The sequence below is a fragment of the Albidovulum litorale genome (assembly GCF_025751495.1).
GTDB lineage: Bacteria > Pseudomonadota > Alphaproteobacteria > Rhodobacterales > Rhodobacteraceae > Albidovulum > Albidovulum litorale.
In genome coordinates, this window is sequence record NZ_JAOWKZ010000002.1 from 579158 (window position 1) to 605498 (window position 26341).

23 protein-coding genes and 1 tRNA gene are annotated in these 26341 nt (G+C 61.7%); 10 read left to right on the forward strand and 14 right to left on the reverse strand.

Annotated features, from left to right (window positions below; genetic code table 11):
- Positions 1 to 10: 10 nt before the first annotated feature.
- Both OEZ71_RS08670 and OEZ71_RS08675 read right to left on the reverse strand, forming a co-directional pair.
- Complete coding sequence (locus OEZ71_RS08670; RefSeq protein WP_263739547.1) at positions 11 to 2194, reverse strand: NosR/NirI family protein; 2184 nt, start codon at positions 2192 to 2194, stop codon at positions 11 to 13.
- Positions 2191 to 2751 carry a DUF2946 family protein gene (locus OEZ71_RS08675; RefSeq protein ID WP_263739548.1) on the reverse strand — a complete coding sequence of 187 codons (561 nt, stop codon included), beginning with the start codon at positions 2749 to 2751 and terminating at the stop codon, positions 2191 to 2193. The genes OEZ71_RS08670 and OEZ71_RS08675 overlap by 4 nt, the downstream gene beginning before the upstream one ends.
- A 324-nt stretch (positions 2752 to 3075) precedes the next feature.
- On the opposite strand from OEZ71_RS08675, the gene OEZ71_RS08680 reads away from it, so the two are divergent.
- From OEZ71_RS08680 to OEZ71_RS08690, 3 genes are all read left to right on the forward strand, one after another.
- Positions 3076 to 4254, forward strand: a complete 1179-nt coding sequence (locus OEZ71_RS08680) for an aminotransferase class I/II-fold pyridoxal phosphate-dependent enzyme (protein ID WP_263739549.1) — start codon at positions 3076 to 3078, stop codon at positions 4252 to 4254.
- Positions 4255 to 4265: 11 nt separating this feature from the next.
- Positions 4266 to 7130, forward strand: a complete 2865-nt coding sequence (locus tag OEZ71_RS08685; protein ID WP_263739550.1) for a DNA translocase FtsK — start codon at positions 4266 to 4268, stop codon at positions 7128 to 7130.
- Positions 7131 to 7408: 278 nt separating this feature from the next.
- Positions 7409 to 9103, forward strand: a complete 1695-nt coding sequence (locus OEZ71_RS08690) for an AIPR family protein (RefSeq protein WP_263739551.1) — start codon at positions 7409 to 7411, stop codon at positions 9101 to 9103.
- Between the two features lie 25 nt (positions 9104 to 9128).
- Here OEZ71_RS08690 and OEZ71_RS08695 read toward each other — a convergent pair whose 3' ends face one another.
- The 4 genes from OEZ71_RS08695 to thpR form a co-directional block, all read right to left on the reverse strand.
- Positions 9129 to 9602 (reverse strand): BrnA antitoxin family protein, encoded by a 474-nt coding sequence (locus tag OEZ71_RS08695; RefSeq protein WP_263739552.1) that lies wholly within the window; start codon positions 9600 to 9602, stop codon positions 9129 to 9131.
- Positions 9603 to 9732: 130 nt separating this feature from the next.
- A tRNA-Arg gene (locus OEZ71_RS08700) sits at positions 9733 to 9809 on the reverse strand.
- Between the two features lie 71 nt (positions 9810 to 9880).
- Positions 9881 to 10360, reverse strand: a complete 480-nt coding sequence (locus tag OEZ71_RS08705; protein ID WP_412175614.1) for a GNAT family N-acetyltransferase — start codon at positions 10358 to 10360, stop codon at positions 9881 to 9883.
- 96 nt (positions 10361 to 10456) lie between these two features.
- A complete protein-coding gene (thpR, locus tag OEZ71_RS08710) occupies positions 10457 to 10999 on the reverse strand; it encodes an RNA 2',3'-cyclic phosphodiesterase (protein WP_263739553.1) in 543 nt (180 codons plus the stop codon).
- 105 nt (positions 11000 to 11104) lie between these two features.
- On the opposite strand from thpR, the gene OEZ71_RS08715 reads away from it, so the two are divergent.
- The 4 genes from OEZ71_RS08715 to pseI are packed head-to-tail and all read left to right on the forward strand — an operon-like array spanning position 11105 to position 15611.
- Positions 11105 to 12280 (forward strand): MFS transporter, encoded by a 1176-nt coding sequence (locus OEZ71_RS08715; protein WP_263739554.1) that lies wholly within the window; start codon positions 11105 to 11107, stop codon positions 12278 to 12280.
- A 50-nt stretch (positions 12281 to 12330) separates the two neighbouring features.
- On the forward strand, positions 12331 to 13038 hold the full coding sequence (gene pseF / locus OEZ71_RS08720; RefSeq protein ID WP_263739555.1) for a pseudaminic acid cytidylyltransferase: 708 nt from the start codon (positions 12331 to 12333) through the stop codon (positions 13036 to 13038).
- Positions 13016 to 14563 carry a UDP-2,4-diacetamido-2,4,6-trideoxy-beta-L-altropyranose hydrolase gene (gene pseG / locus OEZ71_RS08725; protein ID WP_263739556.1) on the forward strand — a complete coding sequence of 516 codons (1548 nt, stop codon included), beginning with the start codon at positions 13016 to 13018 and terminating at the stop codon, positions 14561 to 14563. The genes pseF and pseG overlap by 23 nt, the downstream gene beginning before the upstream one ends.
- Positions 14556 to 15611, forward strand: a complete 1056-nt coding sequence (gene pseI / locus OEZ71_RS08730; protein WP_263739557.1) for a pseudaminic acid synthase — start codon at positions 14556 to 14558, stop codon at positions 15609 to 15611. Before pseG ends, pseI begins: the two co-directional genes overlap by 8 nt.
- Here the strand turns inward: pseI and OEZ71_RS08735 are convergent.
- From OEZ71_RS08735 to pseB, 3 genes are read right to left on the reverse strand one after another with little or no spacing between them, the layout of a single operon-like run.
- Positions 15602 to 16699 carry a glycosyltransferase family protein gene (locus OEZ71_RS08735; protein ID WP_263739558.1) on the reverse strand — a complete coding sequence of 366 codons (1098 nt, stop codon included), beginning with the start codon at positions 16697 to 16699 and terminating at the stop codon, positions 15602 to 15604. The two genes, pseI and OEZ71_RS08735, sit on opposite strands and share 10 nt — an antisense overlap.
- A complete protein-coding gene (gene pseC / locus OEZ71_RS08740; protein ID WP_263739559.1) occupies positions 16692 to 17834 on the reverse strand; it encodes a UDP-4-amino-4,6-dideoxy-N-acetyl-beta-L-altrosamine transaminase in 1143 nt (380 codons plus the stop codon). The genes OEZ71_RS08735 and pseC overlap by 8 nt, the downstream gene beginning before the upstream one ends.
- Positions 17834 to 18832, reverse strand: a complete 999-nt coding sequence (pseB, locus tag OEZ71_RS08745; RefSeq protein WP_263739560.1) for a UDP-N-acetylglucosamine 4,6-dehydratase (inverting) — start codon at positions 18830 to 18832, stop codon at positions 17834 to 17836. Before pseB ends, pseC begins: the two co-directional genes overlap by 1 nt.
- Before the next feature lie 393 nt (positions 18833 to 19225).
- On the opposite strand from pseB, the gene OEZ71_RS08750 reads away from it, so the two are divergent.
- From OEZ71_RS08750 to OEZ71_RS08760, 3 genes are all read left to right on the forward strand, one after another.
- Complete coding sequence (locus tag OEZ71_RS08750) at positions 19226 to 20110, forward strand: glycosyltransferase family 2 protein (RefSeq protein ID WP_263739561.1); 885 nt, start codon at positions 19226 to 19228, stop codon at positions 20108 to 20110.
- A gap of 116 nt (positions 20111 to 20226) precedes the next feature.
- Positions 20227 to 20862, forward strand: coding sequence for a glycosyltransferase family 29 protein (locus OEZ71_RS08755; protein WP_263739562.1), 636 nt, complete (start codon positions 20227 to 20229; stop codon positions 20860 to 20862).
- 105 nt (positions 20863 to 20967) lie between these two features.
- Positions 20968 to 21990, forward strand: a complete 1023-nt coding sequence (locus OEZ71_RS08760; protein ID WP_263739563.1) for an aspartate-semialdehyde dehydrogenase — start codon at positions 20968 to 20970, stop codon at positions 21988 to 21990.
- 72 nt (positions 21991 to 22062) lie between these two features.
- On the opposite strand, the gene OEZ71_RS08765 is transcribed toward OEZ71_RS08760, so the two are convergent.
- The 5 genes from OEZ71_RS08765 to OEZ71_RS08785 all read right to left on the reverse strand — a co-directional run bounded on the left by OEZ71_RS08765 (position 22063) and on the right by OEZ71_RS08785 (position 26273).
- Positions 22063 to 23727: a glycosyltransferase family 39 protein gene (locus tag OEZ71_RS08765; RefSeq protein ID WP_263739564.1), complete on the reverse strand. Its 1665-nt coding sequence runs from the start codon at positions 23725 to 23727 to the stop codon at positions 22063 to 22065.
- 232 nt (positions 23728 to 23959) lie between these two features.
- Positions 23960 to 24418 (reverse strand): tetratricopeptide repeat protein, encoded by a 459-nt coding sequence (locus tag OEZ71_RS08770; protein ID WP_263739565.1) that lies wholly within the window; start codon positions 24416 to 24418, stop codon positions 23960 to 23962.
- 95 nt (positions 24419 to 24513) lie between these two features.
- Complete coding sequence (locus OEZ71_RS08775) at positions 24514 to 24930, reverse strand: hypothetical protein (RefSeq protein ID WP_263739566.1); 417 nt, start codon at positions 24928 to 24930, stop codon at positions 24514 to 24516.
- Positions 24931 to 24981: 51 nt separating this feature from the next.
- On the reverse strand, positions 24982 to 25293 hold the full coding sequence (locus OEZ71_RS08780) for a DUF3240 family protein (RefSeq protein WP_263739567.1): 312 nt from the start codon (positions 25291 to 25293) through the stop codon (positions 24982 to 24984).
- 2 nt (positions 25294 to 25295) lie between these two features.
- Positions 25296 to 26273: a sodium-dependent bicarbonate transport family permease gene (locus OEZ71_RS08785; RefSeq protein ID WP_263739994.1), complete on the reverse strand. Its 978-nt coding sequence runs from the start codon at positions 26271 to 26273 to the stop codon at positions 25296 to 25298.
- Between the last annotated feature and the right edge of the window lie 68 nt (positions 26274 to 26341).

A 26341-nucleotide genomic window follows, 5' to 3' on the forward strand; every position in this document is an offset into this window, starting at 1 on the left:
TGGACTCCTTTCAACTGGAAGCCTGTGGTTTGGGTGAGTTGGGGTGATGCCCGAGATCACGGGCAGGCGAGGCGGCAACGCTGTCGCGCCGCTTCGCTTTCCTGATGACGACCGGGCACTTGGTCGTGGACTGGTACAAAAGCTGGCAATGCAGGCAGTTCACGCATTCGTTCGGATTGATCTCGCCGGTCGGGTGAATGGCCTGCACCGGGCATTCATTGGCGCAGGTCTGACAGGGATGACCGCATTCGTGATACCGCTTGAGCCAGTCGAACATCCTCAGCCGCGCCGGAATGGCCAAAGCCGCGCCGAGCGGGCAGAGATAGCGGCAATAGAACCGCTCGACGAAAAGCCCCGCGATCAAGAGCGCCGCCGCATAGGCGACAAAGGGCCAGGCGCGGACGAATTTCAGAACGATCGCGGTCTTGAACGGCTCCACCTCGGCCAAATGCTCGGCCTGTTCGATGCTCATCAGGGAAACGCCGAAAAGGCCAAGGAAGATCATGTATTTGAGCGGCCAGAGCCGTTCGTGCAGACCCCAGGGCAGGGTCCATTGCGGGATATGCAGGGCCTTGGCCGCGCGGTTCATAAGTTCTTGCAGCGCGCCGAAGGGGCAAAGCCAGCCGCAATAGGCGCCCCGCCCCCAGAAAAGCAGCGCGGCAGCGACCGAGAACCACAGGATGAAGGTCAGCGGGTCGAGCAGGAAGGCCTGCCAGCTGAATCCCGATACCAGCGCGCCAAAGAGCGCCATCAGGTTCACCACCGAAAGCTGCGCGTTTGCGTACCAGCCGAGGAAGACCAGAGTGACCGAGAGATAGGCGATGCGGAACCAGAAGAAGGCCCGCGCATTCCGTGTGGCCCAGGTCTGAAAGAAGAAGATCGCCGTCAGAACGAAGAGCATCGCGCCGAGAACCGCGATCTCGGTCTTCGATCCCCGCCAGATCTTCTTCCACAATTCGGCCTGCGCCGCGCTTTCCTCCTGCCCCGCAATCCCTTCGGCGGCAGAGGGTTCGGCCACCGGCGCAACCGCAACCGGGCGCAGATAGGATTGCGGCAACTGGTAGCCGAGGTCGAAGGTCGTGAAGAGCTTCTCGATCGGCCCCACCTCGCGCTGCACCAGAAGCTGGATACGAAAGGGCTGCGTCGGATCGAAGCCCGCATCGGCGGGGATCTTGAAAATGTCGGTCTCAGCAAAGACCGGTGCGCCATCCGCCGCCACCGCCACCAGCCGCTTGTGCATGCGGTCGCGGAACCGGACAGAGATATCGCCCTGGATCAGCACGATCCGGTCGAAGATCCCGCCGCGCACATAACCCGAGCCCTTGAAGCTATAAAGGCCCCGCCCGACGATCACGATCGCATGCTCGCCCGGCTCGAGCCACGCGGCGAGGTTGGCGTATTCCGCGTCGCCGAGGATCGCCTTGCCGATCGCGGGCACCGATACCAGCGCCGTCTGCATCTCGATGAATGTCGTCTCGTCGGGTACGGTCAGCGGGCGTTCGGCTGCGCGCTGGTCCGCAAGCGCGGCAAAGGCCCCGTTCACCTGCCCCGCATCCAGCGACAACCGGCGCAGCGTCCCGTCGCCCTCCATCTCCATCCAGCCCTGCGGGGCAGTGGCCTCGGGGTTGAGCTCATAGACGGGACCGCTGGCCTTTTCCTCAGGCTTAAGGCCGCCAAGACCAAGCGCGCGCGCCACCTTCAGGCCAGACCGCACGATGGAATCGTCGATCACCATCACCGTGACTGTCGCGCCCGAGATGATGTCGACATCATGGGCGGTGCCGCCCGATTCCGCCTCTTCGACCAGATCAAGGCCGACATAACCGGCGGCCATTTCCTTCATCTTAGAATCCGGAATACCGATCAGGACGATGGGTTCGGAATGCTTCACCAACTGGACGCCGGTGATCCGCGCATCCTTGTCGACGGCCACCATCGTGTGGATCGGCTTGCCGGAATATCCCGTCGTGCCGACGAAATCGCTGGTGACAAAAGCCCAGCCGATGGTCTCGCCACCCTTCAGAACGGGGGCCACCGCAACATCTTCCCGCGGCGCGCCGAACCCATCGGCCCCTGGCACGAGCGTGTCGGCTGAAATCTCGGGCAGAAACTTGGAAAGCACGGTCTCTGCTGCCGCCGGAAGCGCGGCAAACCAGAAAACGGTCAGGCTGAGGAGAACTCGGAACCAATTCATTGACGGGCATCCTTGAAGTGTTGCCCGCAAGTCCGGCGCGGTCCAAGATCGGTCGAACCGGCTTCGATGAAGCCCGTTCCGGCTGCTGAAAGGTGCATACGCACCGGGGCAGCCTGTGCCGGATCAAGTCGATCAGGGTTGTCGGACGGGGGCCCCCGCGATTGTCGGCGCATATAGCGGCGTGTGCGCAGGGCAATTGTCGCAGGGCGAATGCCACGATAGCGGCGCGACAGCCTGGCATGCCCCGAGGCTTCAGGCCCGATCAGGCCGAGAACGGAAAGCGCGATACACAAAGGGCATTTGGCGCAATCCGATCCGCGCGGCACGGGGGTTCCGTCGGCGCGCACATAAATTGTCTGCGCACCGTCTTCCGAACAAATCACCATTGCCACGGCGTCTCCACCAACACCCATGGCATGCACGCGCGGGCCACCGGCAAACCCGACAGCCAGCGCAATCGCCAGAACGATCAGAAGGCGGACATAACGGACCACGCCGCTGCGACCCATTGGCCGTCTCGTCAGGTCTCTGATCTGGTTCCATGCGGTGCGGTGCATATCGTTTTGCTGCGGCATCCTTGGTGCCGGGATCGGCACGACCAGGACACTTTCACCTGCAACCGCCGGATGCCTTGACTTTCGTCAGGGGCGTTGCGGTTTATTCGCAACCGCGGAAAATTGCCGCTCCGCAGCAAGTGCGCGCTATCACAGGCCGCCACCCAAACCCTGCCACTCTGCCGATCCTCCCACCGGAAACGACGCAAAAGCCACAATCCGGACGCGCCACCCCTGTCAAGGCATTGGTTTTTCTGGACCAGACCACTCCAGCCCGCTAATCTGCCATCAAAACGGGGCGTTACGACCCCGCGAATTGAGGCAGAAATGGCGTTTCCCGAGCGGTTTTCGAACCTGCCAGATTACGCGTTTCCGCGATTGCGGACGTTGCTCGACCACCACGAACCGGGGGGCGAGCCTATTGTCATGACCATCGGAGAGCCGCGTCATGCCGTCCCCGATTTCGTCGGACCGATCCTGCAAGCCCATCTGAACGAGTTTGGCAAATACCCCCCGAATGACGGCACGCCGGGGCTTCTGGCGGCCATCGCAGGCTGGCTCCGCCTGCGCTACGGCGTGGACCTGTCGCCTGACCGCATCATGCCGCTTAACGGCACACGCGAAGGGCTTTTCGATGCCTGTATGGCTCTCTGCCCCGAGGTGAAGAACGGCCAGCAGCCGGTCGTCCTCATGCCGAACCCGTTCTATCAGCCCTATTCGGCTGCGGCCCTCAGTGTCGGTGCCGAACCCGTCTATGTGCCCGCAGGCCCCGCCACCGGCTTTCTGCCGGACTACTCCGCCTTGCCGACGGACATCCTCGACCGCACCGCGCTCGCCTATCTCTGCTCGCCCGCGAACCCGCAGGGTGCTGTCGCGCATCGCGACTACATCGCCGAGGTGCTGCATCTGGCCGAGAAGTACGATTTCATCCTTTTGTCCGATGAATGCTATTCCGAAATCTGGCGCGACCAGCCACCAACCGGCGCGCTTCAGGTCGCCGATGAAATCGGCGCCGATCCCGAGCGGGTCGTGGTGATGAATTCGCTCTCTAAACGCTCTAACCTCGCAGGCCTCCGCTCGGGCTTCGTCGCGGGTGGGGCCGAAGCGATCAAGCGGTTTCGCCAGTTGCGCGCCTATGGCGGCTCGCCCCTGCCGCTGCCCGTCCAGCATGTCTCGGAAAAGGCATGGGGCGACGAGGCGCATGTGGACGCCAGCCGCGCGCTCTATCAGGAGAAATTCACCATTGCGGACAAGGTCTTCGCGAAGGTGCAGGGCTATCAGGGCCCCGAAGGCGGCTTCTTCCTCTGGCTGCCCGTCGATGACGGCGAGGAAGCGGCACTCAAATCATGGCGCGAGACGGGGGTCAGGGTGCTCCCCGGCGCGTATCTGGCCCGCGAGGTTGGCGGGTATAATCCGGGAAAGGGTTACATTCGCGTGGCGATGGTGGCCCCAAAAGAAGAAATGCGGCGCGGGCTGACGATGCTCCGCGACTGCCTCTACGGTTGAGGGATAAGGGTATGGCATCTTACCAGGCACGACAGCGCGATCCGCTTCTGGACCAGAACATTCAGGCTGCGCTGGAACGGCGGGGCAAGGAACTTCTGGGCATTGCGTTCTGCGTGGCCGCCCTTCTGGTCGCCATGATGCTGGCAAGCTATTCGCCCGATGATCCAAGCTGGTTCGCCTCGACCGACGAACCCGCGCAGAACCTGCTTGGCCGGTTCGGTGCCGCGATCGCCCTGCCGCTCGTTGTCATCGCCGGGCAAGGAGCTTGGGGGATCGCCGCAATTCTTGCCGCCTGGGGCGTGCGATTCGTCACCCATCGGGGTGAGGACCGGGCACTGTCGCGCGTCATCTTCGCGCCAATTGCAGTGGCGCTTATGTCGGTCTATGCCTCGACCCATGCGGGCGGGCCCGACTGGCAGCACAGTTTCGGCCTTGGCGGGCTTTTCGGCGACACGGTTCTTGGCGCGGTTCTCGGCATCGTGCCGGTCAGCGCCACGTTCGGCCTCAAGGTCATGTCGCTTCTCTTTGCCATCGGCACGCTGGCCATGACGCTTTTCGTCATGGGGTTCGAGCGGCGCGAGTTAAACGCCATTGGCCGCTTCCTGCTGGTCGGTACCATCGTCGGTTATGACTGGGTCATGCGCATGCTGGGGCAGGGGGCCGTCGCTTCGGTCAAGGGGGCGCAGGCCCTTCAGGAACGCAGCCGGACCCGCCGCGATGCCGTCTTGGAGGATGACGAAGACTGGCGCGAAGACCGCAGCAACGCCTCCGCGGTTTCCCCGGCCGTCCGCGCCGCCGTCCTGCGCGCCGATGCGCGGTATGCCGAACCCGTGGCCGAGGCTCCCGTGAAACGCGGCCTTCTGGCCCGTGTGGCCGGCCTCGCGCTCGGCCGGACTGACGAGGCTCATGCCGATCCCGAACCCGAACTGGTCGAACCCCGCCTCTCGCGCTGGGCGCAGACGACCGAGGCCCCGTCCGAGGACCGCATCCGCGCCCGCATTGCCGACGCGGTCAAGACCCGCACGATCCATGTCGCCGATGGCGAACCGCGCCAGCGGGTCGAGCCGCCGCTGACCTCCGGCCACATGGCCCCCGAACCGCCGCTCGGCGCCGCGCCCCGCTTCATGCCGGGCCAGCGCGTCAGCGCACCGATGGCCGGGGACGAGGCTAGCCCGCTCACCGCCGAACCGCTCTTCGACCCCGAAGGGAACGACGACACCGCCTTCGACGACGCAGACGCCTACTCCACCCCGCCCGCTTCGGGTCAGCGCTCCATCGTCCAGCACACCCCCCGCAAGGCCCCTGCCCCCTCGCGTCAGGCCATGGCCGAGGCCCAGCCGCGCCTCAATTTCGAGGAACCGGCAGGCAACGCCTACGAAATCCCGCCGCTTTCCCTCCTCGCCAACCCCTCCTCGGTCCAGCGCCGTCCGCTCTCCGACGAGGCGCTGCAGGAAAACGCCCGCATGCTCGAAAGCGTGCTCGACGATTACGGCGTGAAGGGCGAAATCACCTCGGTCCGCCCCGGCCCCGTCGTCACCATGTACGAACTGGAACCCGCGCCGGGGCTCAAGGCCTCCCGCGTCATCGGGCTGTCCGACGACATCGCCCGCTCCATGTCCGCGCTTTCCGCCCGCGTCTCCACCGTCCCCGGCCGCACCGTCATCGGCATCGAACTCCCCAACGCCTTCCGCGAGAAGGTCGTCCTGCGCGAGATCCTGTCGGCCCGCGACTTCGGCGACAGCGGCCTCCGCCTGCCGCTGGCCCTGGGCAAGGACATCGCCGGCGACCCCATCGTCGCCAACCTCGCCAAGATGCCCCACCTGCTGATCGCGGGCACCACCGGCTCGGGCAAATCCGTCGCCATCAACACCATGATCCTCTCGCTCCTCTACAAGCTCACGCCCGAGGAATGCCGGCTGATCATGATCGACCCCAAGATGCTGGAGCTTTCCGTCTATGACGGCATCCCGCATCTCCTCTCCCCCGTCGTCACCGACCCCAAGAAGGCCGTCGTGGCGCTGAAATGGACCGTGGGCGAGATGGAGGAGCGCTATCGCAAGATGTCCAAGATGGGCGTCCGCAACATCGAGGGCTATAACGGCCGCGTGCGCGAGGCGCTGGCCAAGGGCGAGATGTTCAAGCGCACCGTCCAGACCGGCTTTGACGAGGAAACCGGCGACCCGGTCTTCGAGACCGAGGAGAGCATGCCCGAAGCCCTGCCCTACATCGTCGTCATCGTCGATGAGATGGCCGACCTGATGATGGTCGCGGGGAAGGAGATCGAGGCCTGCATCCAGCGCCTAGCCCAGATGGCCCGCGCCTCCGGCATCCACCTGATCATGGCCACACAGCGCCCCTCGGTCGATGTCATCACCGGCACGATCAAGGCCAACTTCCCGACCCGGATCAGCTTCCAGGTCACGTCCAAGATCGACAGCCGCACCATCCTCGGCGAAATGGGGGCCGAACAGCTCCTCGGCATGGGCGACATGCTCTACATGGCCGGCGGGTCAAAGATCACCCGCATCCACGGGCCGTTCGTCTCGGATGAGGAGGTGGAGGAGATCGTGACCCACCTCAAGTCCTTCGGGCCCCCGGAATACATGTCCGGCGTGGTCGAGGGCCCGGATGACGACAAGGAGGCCGATATCGACCTCGTCCTCGGTCTCGGCGGCGACGGCAGCGAGGACGCGCTCTACGATCAGGCCGTTCAGGTCGTGCTGCGAGACCGCAAGGTCAGCACCTCCTACATCCAGCGCAAGCTCGGCATCGGCTACAACAAGGCCGCACGGCTGGTCGAGCAGATGGAGGAAGAAGGCCTCGTGTCGGCGGCCAACCATGTCGGCAAGCGGGAGATACTGGTGCCGGAGCAGTAGGGCGGGGTTCGCCTGTCCCCCACCGTAGGGTGCGCATTCATTGCGCACCTTTCACGTCGCCCCGCCACATCCATGCGCAATGAATGCGCATCCTACGGCTTCTTCGGCTGCAAACCATGTCGGCAAGCGGGAGATGCTGGTGCTGGAGCATTACCGGCAGGGTTCTTCCCTACGCTTGTTTTCATGCTTTCACGTAAAGAAATGGCAACTTGATCTAACTGAATTTCGCCAATAGGTTGCGCGAAAAGGTCGCAATAACATCGATAAAGGTTTTTCCCATGAGCGATAACTCACAGCAACTTCTCAATGATGTTCTTGAGCAAAAGAGAGCAGAAATTGCTCCACACCTTTCGGAGCAAGACTATTTTGAAATATTCAGTGCAGAACAAATACTAAAAGACCATGATCTTTCATACGAAGAAATAGAAGAAGGTATCGTCGATGGTGAGCACGACGGAGGCGTCGATTCGGTGTTCATATTCGTGAACGGTGAACTTCTTCAAGAAGATTACGATATTTCCAGTTTTAAGAAAGACGTAACAATTGAGCTTCACGTAATACAATCAAAAACATCTGGAGGATATAGCGAAGCACCTCTAAATAATCTGATTTCTGCGACACGTCATCTTTTGAAACTAAATGCAGATTACGATAATTTAACGCAATATAATACAGAAGTTAAAAAGATATTTGATAGATTCCGGTCCACCTATCGCGCTCTAGCGTCGCGGTTTCCAATCTTGAAGATATTCTATTACTATGCAGCAAAGAGATCAGACGGCACGGTTCACGAGAACATAAAGAAAAAATCTGAAGAGCTAGTGTCCGTAGCCAAAGAAATGTTCGCAGAGGCGGAAGTTGAAGTCGTTTTTATTGGTGCACGTTATCTTCTTGATTTAGCGAGGAAGCGCCCTAAGACAGCATATGACCTTAAGATCAGCAAGCACCTAAGTGACACAGATAGTTACATTGTGCTCAGTCCTCTTAAAGAGTATGTCCGCTTCTTGAAAGACTCTGCCAATCAGGTTCGGGCTGAGCTTTTTGAGTCAAACGTTAGGGATTTTTCTGGAAACACTGAAGTTAACGCCGAGATTGTGAATACCCTGAAGAACGAGTCAGTCGTTGACTTTTGGTGGATGAATAATGGTGTCACTATACTGGCAAGCCGCGCTAGCCTCAATGGTGATACCGTTACTTTGGAGAATCCTCAGATTGTAAACGGCCTTCAAACGTCAACTCAAGTTGCTGCGCATTTCACCTCAACTGAAGGCGATAGCCGGAGTGTGATGGTGAAGATTATTTCTTCGGATGATGAGGAGACGCGCGATAAAATTATCAAAGCCACCAATAGCCAGAACCCTGTACAGCCAGCAACGTTGCGAGCGACCGACAAGGTTCAGCGTGATATCGAGCAAGCGTTGAAATCTGCTGGAATGTTCTACGATAGGAGAAAGAACTACTATAAGAATGAAGGCAAGCCAGCAGATAAAATTATTAGTATCCCGCTAATGGCGCAGGCAGTAATGGCAGTTATACTTTCGAGTCCAGATCAAGCCAGAGCTCGGCCATCCTCATTAATCAAAGACGATACCGTATACTCAAAGGTATTTTCGGAAAGGAATTCTATCAGTCTCTACGTAAACAGCGCGAAGTTGATTCGAGAAGTTGATAGAATTCTAAAGACACGCACTGAGATGACCGCACGAGATCGCACAAATTTACGTTTTTTTGTGCTGCTTTGGGTTGTGGCTTGGGCTTCTAAGAAAGCAAATCCATCTGCGCCGGATGTATCGGCTTTGGATGTTTCAAAAATTGGGGATGATCAATTAGAATCGGCGATTGATGAAATCTGGAAGCTATATCAGGGGCTGGGTGCAACTGACCAAGTTGCGAAAGGACCAACGCTAAAGAATGCAACGTTGGATGAACTCAAGCGGCGCATTGAGATTTATCACAAATCAAAACCAGCATAGGGTGGGTGCCTCCTCCCACCACCCCCTATTTCCCCAACCGGTAATCCCGGAACTTCCGCATCCCCTCCAACTCCTTCTTCTCTTCCGCCGCTTTCTCCCGCGCCTCGCGGGCGTCGGTCTCGGCGATGGCGTGGTCGAGGATTTCGCGGGTCAGCGCCTTCATCTCCTCCGCATGGGTGGGCGCGTAGCGCACGTCCTCTGGCCCCGTCACCAGCCCCGCCAACCGGGCGAGCATAAAGGTCCGCAGCACCGCGTTCATCCGGGTCAGGTACCCCGCCCCCATCGCCCGGAAGAAGGCCACGACATCCTCGTCGAGCCTCAGCGTTACCTTGACCTTCCCCGGCACCGCCGGCCCCTCGGCAATCGCCCGCCACGCATGGGGCAGGCGCAACGAGTCGTTCAGCCCCCAGCGCAGATCGGCCTCCAGCCCCCGCATGGTCTCGGCCAGTTCGTGATAGGCGGCAATCCTCTCCTTCTCGGCTTTGGTCTGTCGGGTCATAACGGCCTCCGAACGCGGGGCCCCATGATCGGAAAGAGGCGTAAAAACCCGGTTCCCCCACCGCGCGCCCTGTCGGGACGGATGCCATACGGATACCCGACGGGCGCGGGACGGATACCGGACGGGGAATTGGCGATCCCGGAAGGACTCGAACCCTCAACCTGCTGATTAGAAGTCAGCTGCTCTATCCAGTTGAGCTACGGGACCGCTCCGCCTCCTTTACCGGCATAAACCCATCCCATGCAAGGCGGTCGATAAGCCGATCGGGGCCCATGACCTCAGGCATCGGCGCTGCGATCATCCAGCGTCAGCGTCATGAAAATCGAATTGGGATCAAAGACATAGCCATCAAAAGGCGGACATTCCCTGAAACCCGCCCGCTCATAAAGCCCCCGCGCCGCGGCAAAGCCGGGCTGCGATCCGGTCTCAAGGCTCATGCGCCGATACCCCGCCGCCCGCGCCTCGGCGATCAGGTGTTCCAGCATCGTCCAGGCCAAACGGCGCCCCCGCATTTCGGCGAGGATGTGCATCGACTTGATCTCGGCATGACCCCCATCAATCCGCCTCAACGCCCCCATCCCAACCGGCAAGCCATTGTCACGCATGACAAAAAAAACGATCCCCGGCCCCGCGAGCGCCCCGGCATCCATCATGTGGATGCTTTCGGGTGGCGTATCGGCATGCATCGCTTCGGTATGACGCTCCATCAGCAAAGCCAGTTCCGGCAGCAGCGGATTGTCGCGGGCAATGGTGATCATCTGGCCTCTCGGTTTCGTTCTTTGCGGTATGGCGTCGCCTGACCGCGGTCACGCTAGAGTGGCGGAAGGGGGAAGTGCAAGGAGGGTTCTTGCGTTTCAGCCAAGATCATAGCGCGCGAGCTCGTCGTAGATCGGCCCGCCTTTGCCTAGGGTCGAACGGAACAGCGAGAAGTGGTCGACCCGGAACGGTGCGACGCGTGAAACGCCATATTTGGCGAGGAAGTTGCCCAGCCGTGCGAAATCGGTTGCGGACAGGTTCTTTCCGAAACGGACCAGCGTCACATGCGGCAGGAACCGTTCGCGCGGCAGCATCAGACCCGCCCCATGCAACCGGCCCCGGATGCGCTGGTGAAGCTCTTTCAGCGGGGGGCACGGGGAGGTGCCGATATAGGCAAGCGCGGGGGTGTGGCCACCGATCGTTCCGAGCCCGGCTAGTTCAAGCTCAAAACCCGGCAGCGTGATTGTGCCGACGGCTTCATGGGCTGCCTCGATAACGGCTTCCGGTTCATCGCCGAGAAAGGCGAGGGTCAGGTGCAGGTTCTCAATGGGCACGGTCCGGCCAACCGGGCATTCGGCCTGCAGATCAGACAGGGCATCGGCGGTGGTTTCCGGCAGGGGGATGGCAAGAAAGGCGCGCATTGAGGCTCACTTAGGGATACGGGGGCGATCCAATCACAAACCGCCCCCCTTGTGCAGGGATTCGTTCTGACGCAGGGTCTGCGCCGGGCGGATACGGGCAGGAAAATGAAAGCAGGGCTGGCATTCTTGGTGGCGGGCTATGTGCTCAGCCAGTTCTACCGGGCCTTCCTGGCGGTGCTGACGCCGGTTCTGGGCCGCGAGATTGGCGCGAGTCCCGGCGACCTCGCCATATCATCGGGCATCTGGTTCCTGATCTTCGCGATGATGCAGATGCCGGTCGGGGCTGCGCTGGACCGGGTCGGGCCGCGTCTGACGGCGTCACTCCTGCTCGGGATCGGGGGCGGCTGCGGGGCGCTGGTCTTTGCCGCCGCCGAAGGTCCGTGGGCCGTTCATGTCGCCATGGCGCTGATCGGGATCGGCTGTTCGCCGGTCCTGATGGCGTCCTATTACATCTTTGCACGGATCTATTCCCCGGCGGTTTTCGGCACGCTTGCGGGTGCTATCATCGGTGTCGGATCGCTCGGCAATATCGCGGGGGCCGCGCCGCTCGCATGGCTGGTTGCCGCGGTGGGCTGGCGCCCGGCACTGATCGGGCTTGCGGCTGTCACCTTCGTCATCGCGCTTGCCCTATGGGTCTTCGTCCGCGATCCCGCGCGGGCCGAAACCCCGGCTGCAGGACGAGGATCGGTCCTTGATATCCTCAGGCAACCGGGGCTTTGGGCGATCCTGCCCCTGATGGCCGTCGCCTATGCGCCTGCGGCGGCGATACGGGGGCTTTGGGCCGGCCCCTATCTTGCCGAGGTCTTCGGCGCGGATGGTCTAACCATCGGGCGCGTGACGCTTCTGATGGCGCTGGCGATGGTCGCGGGCAACTTCGCCTACGGCCCCCTTGACCGGATATTCGGCACCCGGAAATGGGTGGTCTTCGTGGGCAACCTTGCCGCGGCCGTATGCCTTCTGATCCTCGCCCTCCATCCCGGCGGCGGTATCTGGACGGCGGCACTTCTGTTGGCGGCGCTTGGCCTCTTCGGGGCGTCTTTTCCTGCGATCATGGCGCATGGGCGCGCCTTCTTTCCGGCCCATCTGACCGGCCGGGGGGTGACATTCCTGAACATGTTCGGGATCGGCGGGGCGGGCATCCTGCAATTCGCCTCGCGCCCAGTCTATGAAAACGCGTCTGGTACGCCGGAAGAGGTGTTCCGGCTTTTGTTCCTGTTCTTTCTGGTGCCGCTCGCCATCGGCCTCGTTCTTTACCTTTTCAGCCACGACCGCACTGACTGAGGCTTTGCGCTATCGGGCCGGGCATCGTAACAGAAGGGAAAGGAGACCTCATGAGCGCCATCGCCATCCTTCCCGCCCGGGGCGGGTCCAAGCGTATCCCGCGCAAGAATATCCGCCTCTTTGCCGGACGCCCGGCCATCGGCTGGCCGATCCGCGCGGCACGGGACAGCGGCTGTTTTTCGCGGATCGTCGTGACGACGGATGATGCCGAGATCGCCGAGGCCGCGCGGGCCGAGGGGGCCGAGGTGCCGTTCCTACGCGATCCGGCGCTGGCTGACGATCATACCGGCACGACCGAGGTGATCCGCGATGCCGTGATGCGGCTTGGGCTGGGGCCGGACGTGCCCGTCTGCTGCATCTACGCGACCGCGTTCTTTGTGACGGCCACCGATCTGGCCGAGGGGCGGGACCTGCTTGCCTCCGGTGCCAAATGGTGCCTGTCGGCCGGTGAGTACCGCACACCGATCGACCGGGCCTACCGGCGCGACGGGGCGCGACTTGTGGCGCGCGATCCGGCGAAGATGCCGATGCGTTCTCAGGATCTGGAGCCCGCCTTTTTCGACGCGGGCCAGTTCTACTGGGCGCGGGCCGCGACATGGTCGGACCCTGCGGAGCGGGTCTGGGACGGTGCGGCGGGCGTCATCCTTCCGGCCGAGCGTTGCATCGACATTGACACGGAAGCCGACTGGCATCTGGCCGAGACCATGTTCAGGGTTCTGGGCCTTGGGGGCAATGATGCGGTTCCTGATCCGCACTGACGGCGATCTTAAGATCGGTGGCGGCCATGTGATGCGCTGCCTGACGCTGGCCGCGGAGGCCCGGCGGCGCGGCCATGGTGTGACCTTTGTCACGGCCGGAACGCCGGGCACAATGGCGGGCCGCATCCGCAGCGAAGGGTTTGACGTGACCGAGGTCACCCCGGTCCCTCACGACCCCGCAGCCGATCCGATGGCTCCTGCCCATGCCGGATGGCTCGCTGCACCTTGGCAGACGGATGCCGAAATCACCGCGCGGGCTGCGCAGGCGTTTGGTGCGGATTGGGTGGTCGTCGATCACTACGGGTTGGACGCGCGATGGGCCGGACGGCTGCGGCAAGCCCGGCCCGATCTCCGCATCCTCGCATTGGACGACCTCGACGACCGGCCGCTTGGCGCCGATCTGGTGCTTGACCAGACACGGCTTGACGGAGCGCGACGCTATCCGGGCCCGGCGCAGATGATCGGACCGGATTTTGCATTGTTGCGGCCGGAATTTGCCAGCGCCCGAGAGGGCGCTCTTCAGCGGCGGGGTGGCCCCGTGAAACGCGTTCTGATCGCCCCGGGAATGGGCGATGCCGCCGGACTCGCCCCGCTCGCGCTCGATGCGCTGGCGGGTTTTCCCGATCTTGCCATCGACGTGGTCATGGGATCGGCAAGCCAGAGCCGCGCAGAGGTCGAGGCGAGGGTCGCCGGGCGACAGGGCGCGGCATTGCATCTCGACGCAACCGATATGGCAGGCCTGATGACTGCCGCCGATCTCTGCGTCGGCGCTGGCGGAATGACCAGTTGGGAACGCTGCTGCCTTGGCCTGCCAACCGTCGCGGTCGCCGTGGCCGACAACCAGCAACCCGCGCTTGCGGGACTGGCCGGGGCCGGGGCGGTCATCGCCCTTGATCTGGAAACAGCGCGGAACGGCGCGCTGGAACCTGCAATTGCGCGGGCCATCGCGGAGGCATCTACCCTCTCTTCCGCTGCGTCCCGCCTTTGCGATGGCGCGGGCGCGGTGCGTGTCACCGATGCGCTGGAAGGCGCATTCCGGCCGGTGACCAAGGGTGATGCACGTCTTCTGTTCGACTGGCGCAACCGGCCCGATATCCGGGCCGTTAGCTTGAATACCGGAGAGCTGGTCTGGGACGATCATGTCAACTGGCTTGAGCGCGCCCTGGCCCGAGCCGATGCCCTCTTCCTAATCTGGTCCGAGGGCGGCCGCGATCTTGGCCATGCCAGCGCCCGCGACCTTGGTGGCGGGACATGGCAATGGAGCTTCTATATCGGTGCCGAAGACGCGCCGAAGGGCGCGGGCGGGCGGATGATGGCCAGCTTTGCCCGAACACTCTTCGCAAGACCGGGCGTCGATGCGCTGCGCGCCGAGGTGGTGGCGGACAATCCGGCCTCGGCGGCGCTGCATCGCCGTCTTGGCTTTCGCGAGACAGGTCGAGATGGCGGCGCGCTTGTCTTCACGCTCACCAGATGCGATCACGAGGCGCTACTGGGACTTGGCAATGAAGGACAACGGGATGGCTGAGACATTCGGGATCGCGGGCCGGGCCATCGGGGCGGAGCATTCGCCCTATATCATCGCCGAACTGTCCGGAAACCATAACGGCGATCTCGGCCGGGCGCTGGCGCTGGTCGATGCCGCTGCCTCGACCGGCGCGGATGCGGTGAAGTTGCAGACCTATACCGCCGACACGATCACGCTGGATGTCGACCGGCCTGAATTCCACATTCATGGCGGGCTCTGGGACGGGCGATCCTTGCACGAGCTTTATCAGGAGGCTTCGACGCCCTGGGACTGGCATGAAGCCCTCTTCGACCGGGCGCGCGGCCATGGGCTCCATTGCTTTTCCTCGCCCTTCGATCCGACGGCAGTGGATTTCCTTGAAACCCTCGACACGCCTGCCTACAAGATCGCCTCTTTCGAACTGGTCGATACGCCATTGATCCGCAAGGCGGCGGCAACCGGCAAACCGCTGATCATGTCCACCGGCATCGCCAATTATGCCGAGATCGAGGATGCGGCCCGTGCGGCGCGCGAGGGCGGCGCGGATGGCTTCGCGCTTTTGCACTGCATCTCGGCCTACCCAGCGAAGCCCGAGGAGATGCGGCTTGGCACGATCGAGGCCTTGTCACAGGCTTTCGGCGTGCCCATTGGCCTCTCGGACCACACGCTCGGCTCGGCCGTCGCGGTCGCGGCGATTGCACGGGGGGCCTGTATCATCGAGAAACACATGACGCTGGCGCGCGCCGATGGCGGGCCGGATGCCGAGTTTTCGCTGGAACCGGACGAGTTCCGCCAGCTTGTCGCCGATTGCCGGATGGCCCATGCCGCGCTTGGCCCTGCAAAACACGACCGCAAGGGCGTTGGCGGGGCGAATGCGCAGTTCCGCCGGTCGCTTTACGTGACCGCCGATGTCGCCAAGGGCGAGGTTCTGACCGACGCGAATGTGCGCTCCGTCCGCCCGGGTCTGGGCCTTGCGCCGAAGCACCTTCCGGACGTTCTGGGCCGGCGTGCCGCCCGGGCGTTGACGCGCGGCGAGCCGATTGATTGGAGCATGATCGCTCAGGATTGAGACTTGCGGGTCAGCAACCGGCGCTCGATCGCCTCGGCTGCGCGGTCGAGATTGCCGTCGAGATCGCCAAAGCGCGACCGGATGTGGTCATAGACCGGGCCGGGCGTCTTGAGGCTGTCGACGAAAGCTTCCAGCCCCTGAAGATCGCCGATCTGGGGCAGCTCAGCGAACAGAGGCAGGTTTTCGGCAAACACCGCCGCGGGCTTGCCGGAATAGATGCAGTCGAGAACCGTCGTGGATGTGGGTGAGATCATTCCGTGGGCAAGATCGATGGCATCGTGGATTGTCGCCTTGGCCAGCGGACCACCGTAATAGTGCGAGAACATCACGTTCGGATGCTTCCGCGCGAGGTCCCGGTCATGCGCCCTGTGGTTGCTGCGCACCTTACCACGATGTGAACGGATGATGATGCCGAGGTCGGGATGACGGCTTAGCGCCTTGTCCATCAGGTCGTAGAAATGGCCGATATGGTCCTTGGTATAGCGGCCCTGACCCCAGCGGAACGACTGGCAGACCAAGAGCCGCTTCGGGTAGCGGGCAACCCAGTCCGACACCTCCTCGCCCCACCGGTTGCCGGGAAGGATGTTCTGCTTGGTGAAGCCGACCACCTCGACCCGCCCCGCCGTTTCAGGTGTGAACAGCGCGCGGTTGTCGCCAAGGGGTTCCCAGAAAAGGATCTGCTGGGAATAGTACTCCATCGGCCCTTCGATCTTCCGGGCATTCACCCCGACCTGATAGGCGCCGTGCTGAAGAAAGATCGACTGCTGGCCGATCTTGGCCATATAGGTTCCGCGCTGCTTGCGCGTCGTCGTGTCCCAATAGGGATCGGCAATCGTCAGCACCGCGTCCGCCTCGCGGATGTTGCGCTGGTAGAGGAGCTTCATGCGAAGTTTCGAGGCGGGTTCAGGGGCAAAACCCTCTTTGTCGAAGACACCGCGGAGGCGCACTTCCTTGCGCAGGAGCTTGGAATAGACAAGCGCCCGAACGGTCACACGGCCACGTTTGTGGAGGCGCGCCAATACCGGATAGGTGCTTTCGAAATCCGGCATCCCGTTCAGATAGGCCAGCAAGACGGGCTTTTCAGCCATCGAGCGCCCCGGCAAGCGCGGCCACGACCCGGTCCTGGTCGGCCTCGGTCAGGCCGGGATAGAGCGGCAGGCTGATGGCCCGTTCATAATAAGCTTCGGCCACCGGGAAATCGCCCCGGGCAAAGCCACGTTTACGCCAGAACGGTTGGGTGTGGACCGGAATGTAGTGGACGTTCACACCGATGCCCGCTTCGCGCAGGCGAGCGAAGACACGGGCGCGGTCCTCGACCTGTATCGGGTAGAGATGCAGCGCCGAGTGGCTGTCGGGGCTCTGGCGCGGCAGGGTCAGCGCCATATTGCCCAGAAGCCGGTCGTAGCGGCGGGCGATCTCGTGCCGTTTCGCGACGAACTCTGAAAGCCGCGTCATCTGCGACGCGCCAAGCGCCGCCTGCAACTCCGTCATACGGTAGTTGTAGCCAAGCGCGACCTGCTCATAGTACCAGCCGCCCTCGGAGGCACCTTCCATCAACGCAGTTTCTCGGGTGACGCCATGCGAGCGGTGCAGTTCCATCCGGCTTGCCAGCCCCGCGTCGTTCGTCGTGGCGCAGCCGCCCTCGGCGGTGGTGATGATCTTCACGGGATGGAAGGAAAAGACGCAGATGTCGGAATGGGCGCAGTCCCCGACCGGGCGGTCGCGGTAGCTGGCGCCGATCGCGTGCGAGGCGTCCTCGATCACCTTAAAGCCATATCGCGCCGCCAGCGCGCCGATGGCGGCCATGTCCGCGCTCTGACCGGCGAAATGGACGGGGATCACGATTTTTGGCAGCCTGCCCGCCGCCTCGGCGCGGTCGAGTTTCGCCTCCAGCGCCTTCGGGCACATGACATAGGTCTCAGGGTCGATATCGACGAAATCGACGTCGGCGCCGCAATAGAGCCCGACATTCGCCGAGGCGACGAAGGTATTGGGTACGGTCCAGAGCCAGTCGCCGGGCCCAAGGTCAAGCGCCATGCAGGCGATGTGCAAGGCCGAAGTTGCCGAATTCACAGCGATGGCATGTGCCGCACCGGTCGCCTCGCGGATTGCCGCCTCAAATCGCGGTACGGCGGGCCCCTGGGTCAGAAAGTCGGACCGCAGGACGGCGGTGACGGCTTCGACGTCCTCATCCGAAATGTCCTGCCTGCCGTAGGGGATCATCAATAGGTCCCGATCTTCTCGGCGTTCTTAGCGATCCACTTCTGCAGCGCCTCGACGCTCATCCAGTCGGGATTGTTGTCCGACGCATAGTGGAAGCCTTCGGCCACCTTGCGCCCGTTCTTGATCCGCACCGGATCGCGCGACCAGTTATGGATCGCCGGGATGATCTTGAAATGGTCGTCGTATTCGAACGTGTGGTCGGAATCCTCCGGCCCGATCATCTGTTCGTGCATTTTCTCGCCGGGTCGCGTGCCGACGATGTCATGCGCCGCCTCAGGCGCAACCGCACGGGCGATGTCGAGGATGTTCATCGACGGGATCTTGCGCACATAGATCTCGCCGCCGACCATGTCCTCCATCGCGTGCCAGACCAGTTCCACGCCCTGTTCCAGCGTGATCATGAACCGGGTCATGCGCGGGTCGGTGATTGGCAGCCTGCCCTTGGCTTTCAGCGACTGGAACAGCGGTATGACTGAGCCGCGCGACCCCATGACATTTCCGTACCGCACGACGGAGAAGCGGCACTTGTCGGCACCGGAATAGGAGTTTCCGGCGACGAAAAGCTTGTCCGAGGCGAGCTTGGAGGCACCATAGAGGTTGATCGGGCTCGACGCCTTGTCGGTCGAAAGCGCGACGCAGCGTTTCACACCCTTGTCGATACAGGCGTCGATGATGTTCATCGCGCCATTGACGTTGGTCTTGATACATTCGAACGGGTTGTATTCCGCCGTCGGCACGATCTTGGTCGCGGCGGCATGGACGACATAGTCGATCCCGTCCATCGCGCGATAAAGACGCTCGCGGTCGCGCACATCGCCGATGAAGAACCGCACCTCCGGCAGGTGACCGTAAAGCTTGGCCATCTCCCACTGTTTCATTTCATCGCGGGAATAGATGATGATGCGCGAGGGCTTGTAGTGCGCGAGCGTCATCGGCACAAATTGCGACCCGAATGAGCCGGTACCGCCGGTCAGAAGTATTTTGGAACCCGTCAGCATGGCTTTGCTCCTTCGGAAAGTCCTGCGGCCAGAGACCAACCCCCCGCGCGCCGCGTGATCCGTTTCCTAGCCCGGCCCACCTGCCTTGTCCACTGTCCGAGGCGTATGCAGGCGGACGTACACCGATCAGTATCCCCGCCCCGACGGATTCCCGGAACAGGGCCAACTGATCCCCCTCCAGCGCATCTTGTAATGGCTGCTTGTAGGTCTTAATCGACGTTCTGTAGTCAATGTAAAACTTTTGGTGGCCCAGACGAGAATCTCCGTGGCGGCGGCCAGTGCGGCAGACAGATTTTAGAACGTCGATAATCTTGACCGAGGTGCATTTTGTGCTCTGCTACACAGCCGCGAGACACTGTTGCCACCGGGCACAATCCGGATTGAAGGTACGCCATGAAGATCAGCGTGGTGATCACTTGCTACAACAAGGAAGATTACATCGCGCAGGCGATCACGTCGGCATGTAAGCAGGCGGGCGTATACGAAGTTATTGTCGTCGATGATTGTTCCACCGACCGCTCTGTCGCCATCGCACGCGCAACTGATGGCATTGTACTCATAGCCAGCGCTGTAAACAAAGGGGTAAGCACCAGCACCCGGATCGGGGTTGAACGTGCTCGGGCAGGTGGCGCCGATTACGTCGTGCTGCTCGACGGCGACGATGTTCTTGCTGAAGATGCTGTCAGGTATTTTTCACAAGTCATCGAATGCTCGGATGTGCCCGCGATTTATTCGTCGATCTCCCGGGACCGGGTCGAAGACATGCGGCTGAAGGCTCATTCCTGTGACCTTGACGCGGGCTACCGGGTCGAGAACGCGCCGCTCGACTACTATCTGGGCCGACTAAACCGCCCCTTGGCAACCACCGCTCTATGCGCCCGGCCCGAATTGATTGTCCGGCACCTGACGGACAAGGCGCGCGTGCAGGATCATCAGATTGCGTTCTCGATTTGCCACAGTGCCGATCGGATCGCGATCTCGGACGCCGTGACCCACTATTGTTCTGCCGCCCGCGCAGGCGGCAACATCAGTGAAGATGTGGTCGCGATTCTGACGGCCAGCGTTATCGTCTATGCTAATACATTTGATCTGGTGAAGCGTCACACCCTGTTCAAAGCCTACCAGAAACGCGCCTATACCCGCGGCCTGAGGCTTCGTCATCATGGCGTTCTGCCGAAGTCTCTGGCGCTGGCGCTATATATGATTACGCCCTTCAAGACCTTGCTACCCGCCAGAATGCGACATGCCATTATCATGACAATCAGTCACCACATCTGAACGGGAACGTGGATTTGTGGGCGGGGCAACGGTGCACCGGATGCGTTCCGTGGAGGCCTGTCAACCAAAGCACCGGGATGCTATCTCTGCAATCGATCTGTCCCGGAGCAAACCACGTGACCACGCCGCGCACATCTCCAGTTAATTTCTACATCGCGCGTCTGCTGCGGAGGGAAGCGCCACTTGCGGCCTTGTCCGTGCGGCGCGAAGACCTGATGGCCGATGTATCCGGCAAGCGCGTGGCCCTCGTCGGCAATGCGCGGTCGCTGGCTGATCGCGATGAAGGGGCCGCGATCGACGCCGCCGATCTCGTGATCCGCATTAACCGGGCGCCGATGCCCGCTTCGCGGACACATGGGACCCGGACCGATTGGCTGGCGCTCGCGACCTCCATCGGGGTCGATGATCTCGACCGTATCAAACCTGACCGCATCCTGTGGATGTCGCACAAGCGCAAGCGCCTGCAATGGGCGATCGCCACGTCGGACGGGTTCTACCTGCACCCGCTTACCGACTGGGCAGCCCTTCGCGACCGGCTTGGCGCACCACCGACGACCGGGTTGATGATGATCGACCTGCTCGCATCCAGCGGACTCGCCTCACTCCGCCTCCACGGCTTCGACTTCTTCGCCTCGCTCTCGCTCACCGGTTCACGCCGGGCGGATCAGGTTCCACATGATTTCGCGGCTGAGAAAGCCTTTGTCGAGGCGTTGATGGCGCGCGATCCGCGCGTCACACAGGCGGGCGCGTGACGCGTCTGCCGCAACCGCATTTTTCCTGCGCCGCACTGCAGCAAGGCCTTTAACTGAAAGGCGCAATACGCTAAAGGGCCACGTCCTTAACGTTAGGAGACCCCAATGGGCTACAAGGTCGTTGTTGCCGGCGCCACGGGGAATGTGGGCCGCGAAATGCTGAACATCCTCGCCGAGCGGGAATTCCCCGTCGACGAGATCGCCGCACTGGCGTCGCGCCGGTCGCTGGGCACCGAGGTTTCGTTCGGCGACAAGACTGTGAAGACCAAGGACATCGAGGGTTTCGACTTCACCGGCTGGGACATCGCGCTTTTTGCCATCGGGTCCGAGGCGACCAAGAAATACGCCCCCATCGCCGCCTCGCAGGGCTGTGTGGTGATCGACAACTCCTCGCTCTACCGCTACGACCCGGAAATCCCGCTCGTGGTGCCCGAGGTGAACCCCGAGGCCGTCGAGCAGTACAAGAAGAAGATGATCATCGCCAACCCCAACTGCTCGACCGCGCAGATGGTGGTGGCGCTTAAGCCCCTGCATGACCGCGCCCGGATCAAGCGCGTCGTCGTGTCAACGTATCAGTCGGTGTCGGGTGCCGGGAAAGAAGGCATCGACGAGCTCTGGGACCAGACCAAGGGCATGTATGTGCCGGGTCAGGAAGTCGCGCCGAAGAAGTTCTCCAAGCAGATCGCCTTCAACGTCATTCCCCATATCGACGTCTTCATGGAAGACGGTCAGACCAAGGAAGAATGGAAGATGGTCGCCGAGACCAAGAAGATCCTCGACAAAACGATCAAGGTCACCGCGACCTGCGTCCGCGTCCCGGTCTTTGTCGGCCATTCCGAGGCGGTCAACATCGAGTTTGAGGATTTCCTCGACGAAGATGAGGCCCGCGACATCCTGCGTGAAGCGCCGGGCGTCATGGTCGTCGACAAGCGCGAGAACGGTGGCTACGTGACTCCGGTCGAATGCGTCGGCGACTACGCGACCTTCGTCAGCCGCATCCGCCAGGACGGCACGATCGAGAACGGGCTGAACCTCTGGTGCGTGTCGGACAATCTGCGCAAGGGTGCCGCGCTGAATGCCGTGCAGATTGCCGAGACGCTGGGCAATCGCTGCCTGAAGAAGGGCTGAAGCGCCCGTCGATCTGTTGGGTGCGCGGCTGAGCGCACCCACGCGCCGCATAGAAGTGTTTGGTGCGCCATCCTAGTCCAGCGAAGTGTGCAGCCCTTCCGGAAACTCTGACGGAAGGGCGCAGAAGATCAGGACACCGCCCTTGTCGTCGGAACGCTTGCAGGTTCGCCCGTCGGCTTCGGCCAAATCCACAAAGCGCGTCAGCTTTCCGGGGACGGTTTCCTCTGGCCAGAAATGCGCGAACAGCATCCAGACCGGATCATTTCCCGAAAGCCACTTCGCGGACCGACGGACATAGTCGTCGCTCGTCGTCAGATTGTCCTCATCGCGCGCCTGAAGCTGCCAGGATCGTGTCGTGCTTCGATGATCGAGTAGTCCGATCACCTCAATGTCGCCCCTGCTCATGATGTCCGTCCGTAGAGCGCGCAAGCTGGGTTGAGCGCCATAGTAGACCCAAAGTTTTGCCTGATACTGATCTACCAGTTTCAGATGCGCGGACACTTCCGCGTTCTCCAGATCCGTGGACCGAACCGCAGCTACGCCGACCAAAACAAGGCTGAGAAGATATCCGATTGCCGGTGTCAGGGCGCGAAGTCTTACGGCGGTCAGTACTGTCCTCAGCACCACGATCAAACCGATCGCAAAACTGGGAACGGCAAACGGCGTGAAGAACAGGAAGTGCCGGACCGACATTATTGGAAGTACATGAAGCCCGTTCAAGGCAAGGAATGCCAACGAACCGACCATGAAACCTCCGGCCAGAATAGGCGCCCTGCGCCAGTACGAAGGGAGTCCAACAAGCGCAATTAATAGGCAGATAAACCGAATTTCAGGAAGCAGGCTGATGATTCCGGCGACATACAGCACCTGCGGAAAGTAAGCAGGTTCAATCATCAGATAAAAAACATTCAGTATCCCCCCGAATGCCACCGCGTTGTGGTCCGAAAAGAACGGATTGATGTCTATGAAAGAGTGAGCGTAGCGGCCCGCATAGGCGGCCTGGTCAAGCTCAGTCATCGGTATCGTGTACCAGATGTGAAATATTAGGCTGATTGCCATGCCAACAACGCCCAAACCGATCAGCTTGACGACCTGATCGCGCATATCCGCCAATGATGTACCCGCTCCGCGGTTGCGAGACACTGTCTCGGCAAGCATGCCGCCCCCGACGGCCACGAATATCAGGGGCGCGACAAACGAAAAAACGCAGGTCAGGAACGCGATGCCGATAAACACAGCGGCCCGTTTCGCCCTGGGGTCGTCGAGATACGCGATACCCGCCCAAAGCAGCGCGCATACGAAGAAGAACTCGTTTACATAGTTCTTCGGATTGGTCGTGAATAGCAGCACTTCATTGGTTGACGCCATGAGAGCCAGGGCAAGCAGAGCGTCGGGCACGTCAAGCCGCCGCCGCATGATCCGCCAGAGAATAAAATATCCCCATATGGCAAGCGCTGCGGCAACGGCCCGAATGGCGGTGAAGCGCGCCAGGCCCTCATTGCCGAATATCCGGGTTGCGATATCGAGTTCAATGATTGAACCAAGCGCCGTGGCCTGTTCGAAATAGGGCAGAGGTTCGAAGTAGGCCGCGATGGATGGCAACGGAAAGTTTGCCATGAGCATGGCTTGGTCATAGCCAGGATCCCGCCCATCATAGACCGCAAGAAGGCGCCCGAATATGATCAACGCAAATACGCATAGCGGAACGAGTCGCGCGTTCATAAGAGTTACTGCCATTGCCTTCAACAGAATGCCAAAACGGATATCCGTCCGACCATAACATATGTATCCGGCCGAGCAGGCAATTGATATTCATAGGTTGCTTGGATCCGCGATCCGATCTTTCCCGGCGTGGAAAATCCCGAAGAACTGCGGCTTCGCGAGGGCACCGCGATCCATTCACAACCAATGCGCCGCTGCATGGCTTTCGGCACGGGCCGTCTGTCGGAGCAATGCGTCCGGTGATACCTCAGCTTTGGCCCTTGGCATCCAGCGCGGCCCGGAGGTCGATCACTTCTTCGCAGGCGCCGCAGATCGCCGTTATAAGTTTCAGGTTTTGCCGGGCGCGGTCATAGTCGCCCGTCTCCACGAACAATTCGCCCTGGTGTCCCAGCGCGCCGATATGTTGCGGGTTCACCTTCAGCGCCGCATCGTAATAGCGCGCGGCTTCGGACAACCGGTTCATTTTGCGATTGGAATAGCCCATGAGGTCCAGCGCATTGGCGTTGCGCGGCTCCGACTTTATCACGGCCGCCAACAGTCTCAGCGCCTCGGGGTAGCGGCCCGCGTCCACGGCCGCCTGAGCTTCGGTCATTCCGGTAGGTGCGGACGCGGCGGCATTGTCGTTGCTGCCAGCCGCGAAGGCGGGCGTGCCAAGCATGGCCAGAGCGACAAACACGCGAAGTATCGGGAAGTGGTTGAGGATCATGACGGGGACTCCTTCTGCCCTTGCATCGATCCTAGCACAGAGCGTCCCGATGACCATCATTCACGATCCGTCTCGGGAAAATTCCCTTGTCACGATCATGCGGCCGGTGGCGGGGCTAGGCGCGCACGGCGGGCGCCGCTCAGATCACCGGGAAAAGCCGCGCCGAATTTAAGAACCAGCCCCGCGGAACTGTATCCTAAGTCCTCGACCCGCAGAATCGCACGATCACGTGGCCAGGTGTGAATGGCCAGCCCACCATCCGGCACCCGGCGCAGGACATAGCCGCGCGCCCGCAGTCTGCGTTGAAGCTCCAGCCAGTCGGAGGATTGGTGGATTTCCCTGCGGATCACCTCTTCCTCGCCGCCGGCTCTAGCCGGGGCGTTCGACAGAATGACACGCAACACGGCGTAGAGATAGTCGGACGGCTGACATCCGGCCGCATCGGCGGCGCTGCCTAACGCGGCGACGACATCGTCGGGAAGATCAAGGGAGACTGAGCGATACTGTGTCATACCGCCAGATTCGGCGAATCTGGTTAACAGAAGGTTTAGCGCCGTTATGTGTCAGAACCGCTCGGCCCGGAGTACTTTGCAGTCGGTCACGGAGACGACACCAATATGCCGCTCCACCACCTTGAAGGCGGCATCGAGCAAGCCGTCTACACGGTCCGGCCGCACGATACAGACCACCGCGACCATGCCGCCCGCGACCGAGACCTGACCATCACGGCTCCATTGTCCGGATCGGCCTGACCCGCCAAGGACCGGCAGGATCGTGAATCCGGTAACACCTGCGTCGATGATCGCATCGGTCAGGCGGTGTTCGAGCGGAGCCTCGATAATAATTTCAACACGTTTTGCATCATGCGTCTGCATCGTCAGCCTCCGGTCACAAATCCGGCCACGGTCACGTAAAGCGGAATGCCGAGCGCCAGGTTGAAGGGGAATGTCACGCCGAGCGACAGGGTCAGGTAGATGGACGGATTTGCCTCAGGCAGGGCAACCCGCATCGCTGCTGGCACAGCGATGTAGGATGCCGAGGCGGCCAGCGTCATGAAGAGCGCGGTGCCGCCGGCGGAAAAGCCCAGCATAATTGCCACCGGCAGTGCCATCGCCGCGCCGATCAGGGGCATGAGGCCCGCGAAAACCAGAGCACCGGCAGAAAGAAGCCCACGCGATTGCTTCAGTCCGCGCCCGGCGACCAGCCCCATATCCAGAAGGAAAAGGCAGAGCACGCCCTTGAACGGCGACACGATGAAGCTTTCGATCTCTGCCAGGCCGCGCTCGCCGGTGATTGCACCGATCATGAATGCGCCGATCAAAAGCACGATGGAGCCGTTCAGCAGCACTTCGCGCCACAATTCGGCATCCATCTTAACACCCGACCCGCCGCGCGCGGCCAGCCAGAGTGCCGCGACAATTGCGGGCGCCTCCATCGCTGCTGCGACGGCGACCATGTAGCCCTCATACCCCATGCCTGAGCTGGTCAGGATCGCGGTCGCCGATACGAATGTGACGATTGAGATTGAACCGTAGTGCCCCGCGACGGCAGCGGCATCGACGCGCGACATCCCCGTGAGCGCGCGCAGGAGGGCGAACGCCACGATCGGGATCGCGAAACTCAACGCAATGCCGGCGACGAGCGCCAGACCCAACCGTAGATCAAGCCCGTGTGCGGAGACACTGGCGCCGCCTTTGAAGCCGATCGCAAAGAGCAGGTAGATCGACAGCGCCTTGGCTGCGGCTTCGGGCACTGAGAGGCTGGATCGCGCCATCGCGGCGGCGAGGCCAAGTGCAAAACTCAGTATGATCGGGGACAGAAGGTTCTGCCCCATAACCGAAATAATCGCGTCCAACGTCACCGCCCCGTGTCAGGTAAAAGCGTAGATAGGGGGACCGGCGGCCAAGACAAGGGGCATTTTGC

What these genes read in the sequence shown, in the direction of transcription:
- pseI (WP_263739557.1), top strand. Translation starts at nt 14,556, where the DNA reads ATGGCTGAGACATTCGGGATCGCGGGCCGGGCCATCGGGGCGGAGCAT.
- pseC (WP_263739559.1), bottom strand. Translation starts at nt 17,834, where the DNA reads ATGATCCCCTACGGCAGGCAGGACATTTCGGATGAGGACGTCGAAGCC.
- OEZ71_RS08780 (WP_263739567.1), bottom strand. Translation starts at nt 25,293, where the DNA reads ATGCAGACGCATGATGCAAAACGTGTTGAAATTATTATCGAGGCTCCG.
- OEZ71_RS08765 (WP_263739564.1), bottom strand. Translation starts at nt 23,727, where the DNA reads ATGGCAGTAACTCTTATGAACGCGCGACTCGTTCCGCTATGCGTATTT.
- OEZ71_RS08675 (WP_263739548.1), bottom strand. Translation starts at nt 2,751, where the DNA reads ATGCACCGCACCGCATGGAACCAGATCAGAGACCTGACGAGACGGCCA.
- OEZ71_RS08670 (WP_263739547.1), bottom strand. Translation starts at nt 2,194, where the DNA reads ATGAATTGGTTCCGAGTTCTCCTCAGCCTGACCGTTTTCTGGTTTGCC.
- OEZ71_RS08690 (WP_263739551.1), top strand. Translation starts at nt 7,409, where the DNA reads ATGAGCGATAACTCACAGCAACTTCTCAATGATGTTCTTGAGCAAAAG.
- OEZ71_RS08770 (WP_263739565.1), bottom strand. Translation starts at nt 24,418, where the DNA reads ATGATCCTCAACCACTTCCCGATACTTCGCGTGTTTGTCGCTCTGGCC.
- pseG (WP_263739556.1), top strand. Translation starts at nt 13,016, where the DNA reads ATGCGGTTCCTGATCCGCACTGACGGCGATCTTAAGATCGGTGGCGGC.
- OEZ71_RS08695 (WP_263739552.1), bottom strand. Translation starts at nt 9,602, where the DNA reads ATGACCCGACAGACCAAAGCCGAGAAGGAGAGGATTGCCGCCTATCAC.
- OEZ71_RS08750 (WP_263739561.1), top strand. Translation starts at nt 19,226, where the DNA reads ATGAAGATCAGCGTGGTGATCACTTGCTACAACAAGGAAGATTACATC.
- thpR (WP_263739553.1), bottom strand. Translation starts at nt 10,999, where the DNA reads ATGCGCGCCTTTCTTGCCATCCCCCTGCCGGAAACCACCGCCGATGCC.
- OEZ71_RS08735 (WP_263739558.1), bottom strand. Translation starts at nt 16,699, where the DNA reads ATGGCTGAAAAGCCCGTCTTGCTGGCCTATCTGAACGGGATGCCGGAT.
- pseF (WP_263739555.1), top strand. Translation starts at nt 12,331, where the DNA reads ATGAGCGCCATCGCCATCCTTCCCGCCCGGGGCGGGTCCAAGCGTATC.
- OEZ71_RS08715 (WP_263739554.1), top strand. Translation starts at nt 11,105, where the DNA reads ATGAAAGCAGGGCTGGCATTCTTGGTGGCGGGCTATGTGCTCAGCCAG.
- OEZ71_RS08705 (WP_412175614.1), bottom strand. Translation starts at nt 10,360, where the DNA reads ATGATCACCATTGCCCGCGACAATCCGCTGCTGCCGGAACTGGCTTTG.
- OEZ71_RS08760 (WP_263739563.1), top strand. Translation starts at nt 20,968, where the DNA reads ATGGGCTACAAGGTCGTTGTTGCCGGCGCCACGGGGAATGTGGGCCGC.
- OEZ71_RS08680 (WP_263739549.1), top strand. Translation starts at nt 3,076, where the DNA reads ATGGCGTTTCCCGAGCGGTTTTCGAACCTGCCAGATTACGCGTTTCCG.
- pseB (WP_263739560.1), bottom strand. Translation starts at nt 18,832, where the DNA reads ATGCTGACGGGTTCCAAAATACTTCTGACCGGCGGTACCGGCTCATTC.
- OEZ71_RS08775 (WP_263739566.1), bottom strand. Translation starts at nt 24,930, where the DNA reads ATGACACAGTATCGCTCAGTCTCCCTTGATCTTCCCGACGATGTCGTC.
- OEZ71_RS08685 (WP_263739550.1), top strand. Translation starts at nt 4,266, where the DNA reads ATGGCATCTTACCAGGCACGACAGCGCGATCCGCTTCTGGACCAGAAC.